13 protein-coding genes and 2 tRNA genes are annotated in these 11,658 nt (G+C 40.6%); 11 read left to right on the top strand and 4 right to left on the bottom strand.

Annotated elements, in window-relative coordinates:
• Together QMD82_06145 and QMD82_06150 are read right to left on the bottom strand one after the other, a co-directional pair.
• On the bottom strand, positions 1–1,323 hold a 1,323-nt coding region (locus QMD82_06145; protein ID MDI6851498.1), incomplete at its 3' end, for an NADP-dependent malic enzyme.
• A 40-nt stretch (positions 1,324–1,363) separates the two neighbouring features.
• Positions 1,364–1,939: a Maf family protein gene (locus QMD82_06150; protein ID MDI6851499.1), complete on the bottom strand. Its 576-nt coding sequence runs from the start codon at positions 1,937–1,939 to the stop codon at positions 1,364–1,366.
• 243 nt (positions 1,940–2,182) lie between these two features.
• Here QMD82_06150 and QMD82_06155 point away from each other — a divergent pair, with 243 nt between their 5' ends.
• The gene (locus QMD82_06155; GenBank protein MDI6851500.1) at positions 2,183–2,623 is read left to right on the top strand and encodes a pyrimidine dimer DNA glycosylase/endonuclease V; all 441 of its coding nucleotides are present in this window, start codon (positions 2,183–2,185) and stop codon (positions 2,621–2,623) included.
• Positions 2,624–2,642: 19 nt separating this feature from the next.
• On the opposite strand, the gene thyX is transcribed toward QMD82_06155, so the two are convergent.
• Positions 2,643–3,356, bottom strand: a complete 714-nt coding sequence (gene thyX, locus QMD82_06160; GenBank protein ID MDI6851501.1) for an FAD-dependent thymidylate synthase — start codon at positions 3,354–3,356, stop codon at positions 2,643–2,645.
• Positions 3,357–3,477: 121 nt separating this feature from the next.
• A complete protein-coding gene (locus QMD82_06165) occupies positions 3,478–4,287 on the bottom strand; it encodes a ParB/RepB/Spo0J family partition protein (protein ID MDI6851502.1) in 810 nt (269 codons plus the stop codon).
• A gap of 209 nt (positions 4,288–4,496) precedes the next feature.
• Between QMD82_06165 and QMD82_06170 the strand changes: the two genes are divergently transcribed.
• From QMD82_06170 to rpoB, 10 genes are all read left to right on the top strand, one after another.
• Positions 4,497–4,570: transfer RNA gene (locus tag QMD82_06170), tRNA-Arg, on the top strand.
• A 53-nt stretch (positions 4,571–4,623) separates the two neighbouring features.
• Positions 4,624–4,697: transfer RNA gene (locus QMD82_06175), tRNA-Trp, on the top strand.
• Positions 4,698–4,711: 14 nt separating this feature from the next.
• Positions 4,712–4,861: a 50S ribosomal protein L33 gene (gene rpmG, locus QMD82_06180; protein MDI6851503.1), complete on the top strand. Its 150-nt coding sequence runs from the start codon at positions 4,712–4,714 to the stop codon at positions 4,859–4,861.
• Positions 4,858–5,040 (top strand): preprotein translocase subunit SecE, encoded by a 183-nt coding sequence (secE, locus tag QMD82_06185; protein ID MDI6851504.1) that lies wholly within the window; start codon positions 4,858–4,860, stop codon positions 5,038–5,040. Before rpmG ends, secE begins: the two co-directional genes overlap by 4 nt.
• Before the next feature lie 3 nt (positions 5,041–5,043).
• Complete coding sequence (locus QMD82_06190) at positions 5,044–5,649, top strand: transcription termination/antitermination NusG family protein (GenBank protein MDI6851505.1); 606 nt, start codon at positions 5,044–5,046, stop codon at positions 5,647–5,649.
• 12 nt (positions 5,650–5,661) lie between these two features.
• A complete protein-coding gene (gene rplK, locus QMD82_06195; protein MDI6851506.1) occupies positions 5,662–6,099 on the top strand; it encodes a 50S ribosomal protein L11 in 438 nt (145 codons plus the stop codon).
• Between the two features lie 2 nt (positions 6,100–6,101).
• Positions 6,102–6,812, top strand: a complete 711-nt coding sequence (rplA, locus tag QMD82_06200) for a 50S ribosomal protein L1 (GenBank protein ID MDI6851507.1) — start codon at positions 6,102–6,104, stop codon at positions 6,810–6,812.
• Between the two features lies 1 nt (position 6,813).
• Complete coding sequence (gene rplJ, locus QMD82_06205) at positions 6,814–7,344, top strand: 50S ribosomal protein L10 (protein ID MDI6851508.1); 531 nt, start codon at positions 6,814–6,816, stop codon at positions 7,342–7,344.
• A 1-nt stretch (position 7,345) separates the two neighbouring features.
• The gene (rplL, locus tag QMD82_06210; GenBank protein ID MDI6851509.1) at positions 7,346–7,732 is read left to right on the top strand and encodes a 50S ribosomal protein L7/L12; all 387 of its coding nucleotides are present in this window, start codon (positions 7,346–7,348) and stop codon (positions 7,730–7,732) included.
• 112 nt (positions 7,733–7,844) lie between these two features.
• Positions 7,845–11,657, top strand: coding sequence for a DNA-directed RNA polymerase subunit beta (gene rpoB, locus QMD82_06215; GenBank protein MDI6851510.1), 3,813 nt, complete (start codon positions 7,845–7,847; stop codon positions 11,655–11,657).
• Position 11,658 lies beyond the last annotated feature (1 nt).

Raw genomic sequence — 11,658 nt, forward strand, 5'->3', positions numbered from 1 at the left:
GTTTTTTACAAAGCCACTTTTCTCAAGTTCCTCAATCAGTACCCGGGTTCTTGTAATAAGGAGGGTGGCGTTTTCCAGCTCTTCCTTGTAGGTTTTGTGTTTTCTTGCAATCCCTTCTTTTACCGCTGAATCAGCGGCAGAAGCGGCAATCCTTGGAAATAGTTCCCATTCATCCATTCTTGGGACTATGTATTCTTCGGTAAGCCCTCTTTCCTCCGCATACTTTGCAATTTCTTTGGCTACTTCTATGCACATTGAATCGGTAATGGTTTTTGCAGCAACGTCAAGGACACCACGAAAGATTCCAGGAAACACAAGGGAGTTGTTGACCTGATTTGGAAAGTCAGATCTCCCCGTTGCCACTATCTTTGCTCCTGCTTCCTTTGCTTCCCATGGCCAGATTTCTGGAATTGGGTTGGCACAGGCGAATACTATGGCATTTTTTGCCATTTTCTTTATGTCATCCTTAGTGACAACCCCGGGGCCCGGTGTGGAAAAACCTATGAACACATCAGCATCTTCAAAACCTTTATGATAATCACCTTTTATGTTTTCTCTATTGGTTTGTAGTATTAACTCCGTATACACCCCAAATTTCTCCTCAAGATAAGGTCTGTCGGAACTTATAAGGCCATTCCTGTCCGCCATTAAAATATTTCCGGGGTCAATACCGGCCCTGATGAGTAATTTTAGTGTCGCAATACCCGCCGAACCGGCACCAAGGATGAATATTCTGAGTTCTTTAAGTTTCTTTCCAACAATTTTTGTGGCGTTATAAAGAGCCGAAATAGTAATGGTTGCGGTTCCCTGCTGGTCATCATGCCACACAGGAATTTCCATTTCTTTTCTTAATCTCTCAAGGATATAGAAACACTTGGGTTTTTCTATATCTTCAAGATTTATACCCCCGAAGGATGGTTCCAGTGTTTTCACAGTCTCCACAATCTTTTCCGGGTCTTTTTCCTTTATGCAGATAGGAAAAGCATCGACTGCGCCAAGATATTTAAAAAGTAGCGCCTTTCCTTCCATAACAGGAAGCGCAGCTTCGGGTCCTATGTTGCCAAGGCCTAAAACTCTCGTGCCATCTGAGATTACCGCTACGGTATTCCAGCGGGATGTGTATTCAAAGGAGTTGTTACGATTTTCTACGATCTTTTTGCAGGCAGATGAAACGCCGGGGGTATACCAAACCGCAAAATAATCAAGATGGGAGACGGGGACTTTCGGGATGATTTCGATCTTGCCCCGGTAGATGGGATGAAGTTTTTCTGCCTTTTTTAAAGGCTCTTCTGCTTTTTGACGGAGTATGCTATCGTCTTGCATTATTGATTATTATACCTTAAAAGGCTCGTTTTTATAAAATCTAAACTCCACCATCGGTAGTTTTTCCTGTCGGTATTATTCCTAATGCTTTTAAATCCCAATAAATGTACTCAATAGGGATTCCCACCACATTGAAATACGAACCACAAATTTTCTCTACAAAAAGGCCGGCCATTTCCTGGATTCCGTAAGCACCTGCCTTGTCAAGAGGATCACCACACTTGAGTAGTAGTTCGATTTCAAAATCGCTGAGCCGAGCAAATTTTACTTGTGTTTTTATGAGGTTTTTTTTCAGTTCTTTGACACTTTTAATAACGTAACCTGTGTAAACCTCATGCCATTTCCCTGACAGTTTTTTCAGAAAATTCTTCGCCTCTTTGAGGTTTCTCGGTTTTCCCAGTATTTCGTCCTTTAAGACTACAATGGTATCACAGGCTAAAATTACGCCCTTTTCCTTGATGTAAAGAGCCTTTTCTTCTGCAACTTTAATGCAATCTTCAATTTCTTTAATTTTTTCCTCAACCTCTGGTTTGATTGATTCAAATTCATATCCAAATTTCCTCAGAACTGCAATTCTCCTCGGAGAACCTGAAGCAAGAATAAGTTTTTTGTTCACCTCAATGCTCACCCAGTTGTTATGATTATTATAATTCGTGAATCTTAAAAAATGAAGCGATTTGCTTGGAAAGTTTAAGGAGGGCGAAATGGATAATCCCTTTTGAGTTTTAGGAGGTGGCTTTGCGGCGTCTAATTTAATGTATGGAGTTGGTTGGGGTTGGAAATTCAGCGTATTGGTTTACGTTGTCTCTTTATACGCATCAAATTTTGTGTTTTTCCTTTTCACTTTTAGAATTATTTAATGCGTTTGTGGTCAATTGACCCATCTTACCTTGATCCTCAAGGAATTGTAGCCCTCTGGAGGGAGGGACTTCTGGCAAAAAAGGTTCTGGAAGGAAATACAAAAGGTTATAAAAATCACCCACAACTTGAAAGATTTAAAAAATATAAGAATCCTTTGATTGCAATTAATTCTTACCTCTACTTTGTCTTTCTCGAAGGGAGAAGAAGGGGTTACAATTTTGATGAAGGGAAGATATGTAAGACTGGTCTTTTAAAGGGAGTAATTCCTGTAACAAAGGGACAGCTGGATTTTGAGTTATGGCATCTTTGCAAGAAATTAAAGATTAGAAACAAGGATTGGTTTGAAAGGGTTTGCAAGGACTTACAAGGTAAGCCCATTAGACCCAATCCGCTTTTTTACGTAGTGGAGGGCGACATTGAAAAATGGGAGAAACTTTAGATCGCGGTTTTTCTATCTCTCAATCCCTAAAATGGGTTTCAAGTCCGCTTATTTTAAGATAATTATCTATAGTAAGAGGTACCACCTGATAAAGAATTCTCACTACCGCTTTCGCCAATTGTCTCATTTCCCATTGTGCTTTTGGAGAAAGCCTCTGTTCAAGAAAGTTCATGAGACTTCTCATGTTGATCGTCCAGTAGAGAGAGGTTCTTAAGCCTGCGGGCAAGATTGTTCTTGCCGCTTCTTTTCTCAACCCCGATTCTACCAATTTTTGGTATAGTTCGATTGATTTTTTGATGTGATCAAGTATTTCTTTGAGAAGCTCTTCTTTGTTCTGAATATGCGATTCTCTGAGGTTAAAGAATTCTGGAGGGATATGTACAATTTTATTCAAATTCTCGGGAGTATATTCTATTACTGTTCCCTTATCCGGACTGGTATATCTGAAAGAGCGTTTTAACGGACTCGCGATCCTATGTCGAAGAAGTTGTTCACCTATGTACATGGGGATGCCTTCAATCTTGAATCGGAAGACCTGTTGTTCGAAGGGTGAAAAGTGCCCCATTTCTAAAAGTTTTATCAAAAGTTTTTTGTTAGCTTCCTCGTCGCCGCTGGAAAGATAGGAAATCCGGGCAACCCTCGCCGGTGTAAGGTCATCCCCCAGCATTTCTTCCAATAGGACAAGTCCCCCACCGAGGATTTCCTCTTTAATAGGAGGGTTAAAAATAGGCATAGTGAAATTTTAACAAAATTTTGGCGAATTTGAAAGTGCGAATTGTAAACTTTGCCTCAAAAAATGAAAAAACAACACCGTTTAATTGAGAAAAACCAATTAAGTTTAAGATTAATAGAGTTTATTCCTCGAATTCTTCTTTCAAGATTACTTCAGGGTCTTCTTTAACCTTTTTTAAGTTTTCCGTGAGGGCATCAAACATATCGTCAAAATCTATGGCCTCCCTCTTTCTTTTGTAAGGGTTGGCGTAGGATAGTATCTGTTGATGTATAAAGGGGTGCCATTTTTCAATCTCTTTCAGTTTCTGAGCAATTTCCGTAATTAGGGAGTTAACTTCCGTTACCCGCTTTGCCCTTCTCTTCCTTTCTTCCATAGCTTCTACCAAAGGTGTGTCTAAAAAGTAGTCACATTTTTTGAGGATAGATTCAAACATACTTCCACGAAGTTTTTCTTCTTCCTCATATCCAAGACCAAGGGTGACATAATAGGCCTGCTCTAAAGAATCTGTTAATATTGGTTCGATTTCGGGCATCTGAGGGTTAGTTCTAAGGTATTGTCTGTAAATGTTTAAAGCTACGTAGGATTTCTCACGTATATTCAACTCTTTTTCTATATTAAAATTCATCATCAGGTAGGCAAGTTTTTCAGGAACCACAATGACCGGCAGTTCTTTGATGTCGAGTTTCTGGGCTGCCAGGAATCTGTGTTGGCCATCGAGAATTACATACTTTCCATTTTTTTCCACAACAACAAGAGGAACTATGAAGCCAACTCTTTCTATGGAGTATATGAGGTGCGTAACGTGATAGTTGCTAGGTTTTCTCTGGTGTTCAACAATTTCAAGAGAATCAATCGGTACAATTTTGAATTCCAGATCTTGGTTGTATCTTGGATCCTTGAATTTGAATCCTTCTGTAGCACCGTTTTTCATATTATTTATATAGCGTTTAGCCTTTGAACTGTCAATTTGAAGGTGGTAAGAATTAAGGCCAATCCTTTTCTTTTGACTCAGCATAGTGTGAAAAACTGAATTTTTTGTAAGTTTAATATTTTATTAAGTTTAAGGTTTAAAAGTTACTTTGGTCTGGCATATTTTGATTTGAATTTCCAGATTTGCAACCTTATCATTTAGCCTAACTGGCCCCCGTAGCTCAGGAGGATAGAGCGGCGGTTTCCTAAACCGCAGGCCAGAGGTTCGAATCCTCTCGGGGGCATTATGTTACTTGACTGTCCAATATTAAGGAATTATAATTTTGCAACTTTACATAGGCCTGTAGCTCAACCAGGTAGAGCGCTGGACTCCAAATCCAGTGGTTGGGGGTTCAAATCCCTCCAGGCCTGTATAAGGAGGAAGTATGAGAGTGAAAATAGCTTTAGTTTGTACTGAGTGTAAGAGGAAGAATTACTACTCAATGAAAAACAAAGACAAGAAAGAGAAACTTGAATTAAAAAAGTTTTGCAAATTCTGCGGGAAGCATACCGTCCATAGGGAGTCAAAGGTATGAAGAAGGTAATTGAATTTTTGAAAGAGTCCTATCAGGAGTTCATGAAAATAACCTGGCCAACGAAGGAGAGTTTATGGGGTGGTACTTTGGGAGTAATACTGATTTCGCTCTTTTTTATTTTGTTCATGTTTCTTGTTGATTTGCTAATTTCAAAAATAATACAGCTCATATTGGGGTAAAATATGACAGAGAAAAAGCAAGAGCTTGTAGAGAGAAAGTGGTTGATTTTTCAGACTTATTCGGGTAAAGAGAAAAAAGCCTTTGTTGCGGCTCAAAAGGTAATAAAGGAACATGGTCTTGAGGACCTGGTTGAGCCTCTCTTGCCAACGGAATTCATCTCAAAGGTGGTCACCAAGGGGCGTGGTGAGAAAAAGGAAAGAGTGAGAGTGAATATCGAAAAACCCATATATAGAGGATACCTTTTTGTCGGAGTTAAAGGTGACAAAGATCTGATTGACAAGGTTGCTAATCTACTTGCGGAAACACGCTTGATGAGGGCTTTGACGAAGAGGGACGAAAGGACAGGAGAACCGATTTATGAGTTTCTTAAAGAAGAGGAAGTTGAAGAATTGAAGAAGAGGATTGAAATTGAACAGCAGAAGAAAGAGCAAAAGGTGCCTTATCTTGAAGGTGAAAAGGTAAAGGTTCTCATAGGGGATTATGAGGGGATGATTGGTACGGTGGATGAAGTTTATCCACAGAAGAGGAAATTGAAAGTTTTGATCCATTTGTTGAACAGGACTACCCCTATTTATATAGACTTTGATGGGGTAGAAAAAGCTGGATAAAGGAGGACAAAAATGCCCCCGAAAAAGAAAGAGGCTGTTGCTCAGGTTAGATTGCAGTTACCTGCGGGTCAGGCAACTCCAGCCCCGCCTGTAGGACCTGCTTTGGGACAACACGGCGTTAATTTGATGCAATTTGTTAAGGAGTTTAATGACAGGACGAGAAATCTTCAAGGGCTCGTCGTCCCTGTTATAGTAACGGTTTATAAGGATAGGAGCTTTACCTTTGAAGTTAAAACTCCATTAGCATCAGAGCTTCTTAAAAAGGCTGCAGGAATTGTTAAGGGGTCGGGTGAACCGAATAAAGTTAAAGTAGGAAAGGTCAAAAAGTCAGATGTTCGGAAGATTGCTGAATTGAAGATGAAGGATTTAAACGCTAATGATATAGAGGCGGCTATGCGGATAATTGAAGGGACCGCTCGCAGTATGGGTATTGAGGTAGTGGAGGGTTAAAAATGGCTAAACATGGTAAGAGATACATGGCCTTGCTGGAAAAAGTCGAAAAGGGTAAAGAATACCCGTTAGACGAGGCTATTAAAAAGGTTAAGGAACTGGCGAGTGCAAAATTTGACGAAACTGTCGAGGTTGCTGTACTGCTTGGTGTAGATCCCCGGAAAGCTGATCAGATGGTTAGAGGATCAGCGGTGTTGCCAAAAGGTCTCGGTAAGAGTGTCAGAGTTGCTGTTATAACTAAGGGCGAAGAGGAAAAGGAGGCTCTCGAAGCGGGTGCCGATTATGTTGGGTATCAGGATTTAATAGAAAAAATAAAAAATGGATGGCTTGAATTTGATGCATTAGTTGCCACACCTGATGTTATGCCTGAGCTTGCAAAACTTGGAAAAATACTTGGTCCGCGGGGATTAATGCCTTCACCTAAGACCGGTACAGTGACAAAAGAAGTAGGGCGTATTGTTAAAGAACTGAAGATGGGTAGAGTTGAGTTTAAAGTGGATAAGACGGGAAATATCCATGTTCCAGTGGGTAAGGTTTCTTTTCCTGAAGAAGCACTTAAAGAGAATATTCTTGCATTTTTCCATGAACTGATAAATGCTAAGCCTAAAACTGCGAAAGGTACCTATATTAAACAGGCTTATCTGAGTACAACAATGGGTCCAAGTATTAAGCTGGATCTTAATAGTATTTATTCGCAACTGGAGAGGGCGTAATATGGTTAAAGTTAGACAAGAAAAGATTGAGAAAGTAAGGGAATTAAAGGAAAAGCTTGATAGTGCAAAAGCTTTCTACCTTTGCAATTACACCGGATTGACGGTTGCCGAAATCACCGAATTAAGGAGAAGACTTAGAGAAAAGGGAGCAATTCTCAAGGTTGTTAAAAATACAACCCTATATTTTGCGCTTAAGGAGAAAAACCTTGAGGACGTGGAAAAGTTTATTCCGGGGCCTACAGCGGTTTTGTTCGCAATGGAAGATGAGATTGAACCTCTCAAAGCTGCTTTTGACTATTCTAAAGAAATTTCAAAATTTTCTTTCAAGGCCGGATGGCTGGATGGTAAGATTTTCGGTCCCGAGGAAATTAACATTATTGCCAAATTACCTACGAAGAAAGAGCTTCAAGCTCAGGTTGTAGGTGCGCTTAATGCGCCTATATTTAAACTTGTTTATTCTTTGAACTGGCCTATACAGGCCTTAGTTTTTGCACTTGAGCAGATTAGAAAACAAAAAGAGGAGGTTAAGTAAAATGGCTGAAAAAAAGAGTGTTGCTGAAATAGTGGAAATGATTGAGTCTTTATCCGTGCTGGAACTCTCCCAACTGGTGAAGGAACTGGAGAATAAATTCGGCGTTTCCGCTGCTATGCCGGTTATGGCTGGACCTGTTGCTGCCGGTTCCGCACCTGCCGCTGCGGTAGAAGAAAAGACTGAGTTTGACGTTATTCTTGTTGATGCTGGTCAGGATAGGATCAATGTGTTGAAAGAAGTGAGAGCATTAACTGGACTTGGTTTGAAAGAGGCAAAGGATTTTGTCGATAACTTGCCTAAGCCTCTTAAGGAAGGAGTTTCTAAGGAAGAGGCCGAGAAGATTAAACAGCAGTTTGAAAAATTGGGTGCCAAAGTAGAGATTAAATAACTACTCCCACGAGCATACCTTGTCTACAATCAATCTTTTGGGTGTTAAATGGGGCTGTATGCCCCATTTAGCTATTTTGGAAGAAATTGATAGGAGGTGAATTTTGTCTAATATGGACAAAATTATAAGGATTGGATATAAGCCAGAAAAATACCCAATGCCAGATCTTCTTTTCATTCAGCTGGACTCCTTCAGAAAACTTTTATCTGAAGGAGTTCCAAAGGAAGAGCGGCCATTTGGTAGTTTAGAATATATATTCAGAGAATTCTTTCCCGTTACCGACAAAAATGGAATTTATAGACTTGAGTATGTCGATTACTCTGTAGGCACTCCACGCCTTACGCCCGAGGAGTGTAAGGAGAAAAATTTAACTTATTCTGTTCCTCTTAAGGCAGTCTTCAGACTCTCCAAAAAGAATCCTGAAACGAAGGAATTCGAAGAGAGCGTAACTCAAGAAGTCTATATGGGTGAAATACCATACATGACGAGCCGCGGCACTTTCGTCATTAATGGTGTGGAAAGGGTTCTTGTAAGCCAGATACACAGAGCACCAGGAGTTTATTTTGAAGGTCCTGAAGTGGAAGGTGAATCTTTGCCCTGTAAAGCCCTGCTTGTTCCCTACAGGGGACCATGGGTCGAGTTTATTATTGATGGTAACAAGAATCTCACTGTGACTGTTTCTAAGAGAAGGAAGATTCCCTTCACAAGGCTCATTAGAGCACTTACTGGATTGCCCTTTGTTGAAATTTTCAAAATGTTTCTTAAGACTGAAAAACTTGATGTAGACGAAATAACCGAACCTGAAAGGTATGTTCTTGCAAAGGATATTGTGGATACAGCTACTGGTGAGGTTCTCTTTGAGGCCCTTGAACTTTTAAATTCCACAATTTTAAAGGAGCTAAAGGCAAGAAATGTTAGAAAGGTTGAAGTTTTTGATGTTGAAACATCAGAGGGCAGTGTTCTTTATACCACTTACAGGCAGGACAGGTTAAAGAAAGAAGCGGATGCCATTGGTAACATTTACCGCACTTTAAAGTTTAGTCAGCCTCCAAGTGATTTGGAGGAGGCCAGGACTTTCATCAGGAACTTTTTCCTTGGTGAGGCCTATTTCTACATCGGAGAGGTCGGAAGATATAAGTTTAACCTGAGGCTTTATGGAGAACAGAAGAAGACTGAGCATGTTCTCACTATTGAAGATATTGTTGAAGTAGTGAGAAAGCTTATAGGATTGTATAAAGGTGAAATGGAACCCGACGACATTGACGACCTTGCTAATAGGAGGGTTCGGAGTGTTGGTGAGCTCCTTTATGAACAAATCAGAGAGGCTTTCGGAAGAAAACTGGTTAGAAACATTGCCGAAAAGATTCTTTCCATTAGTGATGAAGCGAGAATTGTTCCAAAGGTACTAATTGATCCAAAGGTGATTACCAGTTCGCTTATAAATTTCTTTATGCGCGATACCTTATCCCAGTTTCTCGATCAGACGAATCCCCTTTCTGAGCTTACTCATAAGAGACGTATATCCGCCTTTGGTAGGGGCGGTTTGACGAAAGAGACTGCAGGTTTTGAGGTGAGAGATGTTCATCCTTCTCATTATGGTAGACTATGCCCCATTGAAACGCCAGAAGGGCAAAATGTAGGATTGATTAATTCCCTTACGACTTATGCCAAGGTTGATGAATATGGATTTATTAAAACACCTTTGAGGGTTGTAGAAAATGGAAAAGTTACTGACAAGATTGTTGAACTTAGCAGAAATGAAGAAAGGGATGCATACATTGCATCGGCTGATGTGGAATATGACCCTGAAACTGGCTTGATCAAGGATAGCAAGGTTTGGGTAAGATATAAGGATGATTATGTTGAAGTAGAAAGAGAAAAAGTGAATTATATTGATGTTTCACCCCGTCAGGTGATTTCGCCTTCTGCTTCTCTTATTCCTTTCCTTGAGCATGATGATGCACTAAGGGCTTTGATGGGTTGTAACATGCAAAGGCAAGCAGTTCCTTTGCTTGATCCAGAACCTCCAATTGTAGGAACTGGAATGGAAGCTAAAGTTGCAAGAGATTCAGGAACCCTTCTTGTTGCGAGAAATAGCGGAACGGTTGTGTACGTTGACTCTAAGAGAGTTCTTGTAAGGGTTTCAAAGAGAGGCAAAAAACTCTCCAAATTTGAAGACGAAATCGAAGAATACAACCTCATAAAGTTCCGAAGGTCTAATCAGAATACCCTCATAAATATGAGGCCTATTGTAAAGGTTGGCGACAAAATCAAGGCCGGTGACATCATTGCTGATGCTGCTGCTACCAAAAACGGAGAGCTTGCGCTTGGCAAGAACCTTCTTGTAGCCTTCCTCCCCTGGTATGGTTATAATTACGAAGATGCTATTGTTGTTTCTGAAAATGTCCTGAAGGAGGATGCTTTAACTTCCATACATATCCTTGAGTTTGAGGTTGAAGTGAGAGAAACTACTCTCGGTCCAGAGGAGGTTACCAATCAGATTCCAGGAGTAATGGAAGAGGATTTAAGGAATCTTGACAATGACGGAATTATTCGCGTTGGTGTAGAGGTTAAACCAAGGGATATCCTGGTTGGTAAGGTTACACCAAAGGGTGAGGAAGAGGAACTCTCTCCAGAAAAGAAGCTTCTTCTCGCCGTTGTCGGATATGATCAACCTGTTAAAGACACATCAAAGAGGGTACCCCCAGGTGTCTCAGGATACGTAGTCGACGTAGTCATTTTGACCAAAACGAAAAGTGATTCACTTTCGCTTAAAGTCATCAAGGAACGTAAGGATAAGGCATATAGAAGGGCAGAGGAGGAAAAAAGGCTGTTAAAAACAAGGCTTAGGGATTTCATCATAGAGGTTTTAGTTGATGAAGTGCTTGCTGACGATCTGAAGGCCAAGGATGGAACTGTTATTTTACCCAAAGGTACGCTGGTTACCAGAGAAATATTAGATGATCTCGTTTTAAACAAACGGATTGACCTTACCCGACTCAATTATGATTTGCCAGTTATAGCAGAAGAAAAGATTGAACGTATTAGAAATATGATTCAGGACTTTCACAAGAGGGAGAAAGAAATTGACGAAAGATTGAATCAGACACTTCAGGAAATTGAAAGGGGAGATGAACTTCCGCCCGGGGTGAATCAGTTGATTAAGATATACGTAGCGCAAAAGAGGCGACTTCAGGTTGGAGATAAGATTACTGGAAGGCACGGAAATAAAGGTGTCGTTGCAAAGATAGCGCCTGTTGAAGATATGCCATTTTTAGAGGACGGAACACCCGTTGACCTGGTTTTGAGCCCCCTTGGGGTTCCATCCCGTATGAATGTGGGTCAGATTCTTGAAACGATACTGGGTTGGGCAGGTAAGAAGAAGGGTGTTTACTACGCTTGTCCCGCTTTTGAAGGCATGACTGTGGAAGAGATTCAGAAAGAAATGGAAGAAGCAGGGCTGACATATCCTGGCAAGGTAAGATTAAGAGACGGAAGGACGGGAGAATATTTCGAATACCCGGTGACGGTAGGCTACATGTATATAATAAAACTAATTCACATGGTGGAAGACAAGATCCATGCAAGAGCAATTGGTCCCTATTCTTCAATTACCCAGCAACCTGTGGGTGGTAAATCCCACTTTGGTGGACAGAGATTCGGGGAGATGGAGGTTTGGGCTCTTGAAGCACACGGTGCAGCTTACACCTTACAGGAAATGTTGACTATAAAGTCGGATGATATTGAAAGTCGAAATAAACTGTATAAGGAATTACAACTGGGTAAAAGGCCAAAAGAGCCAGGTCTTCCTGCATCTTTCAAGGTTCTTGTCAATCACCTTAGAGGTCTTTGCCTTGATGTTGAATTAAAAACCGCTGAGGAAAAAGATAAACATTTTCTAAAACCAAACTTTAAGTCGGAGTAGA

This window comes from bacterium (assembly GCA_030019025.1).
GTDB lineage: Bacteria > Hydrothermota > Hydrothermia > UBA1063 > UBA1063 > UBA1063.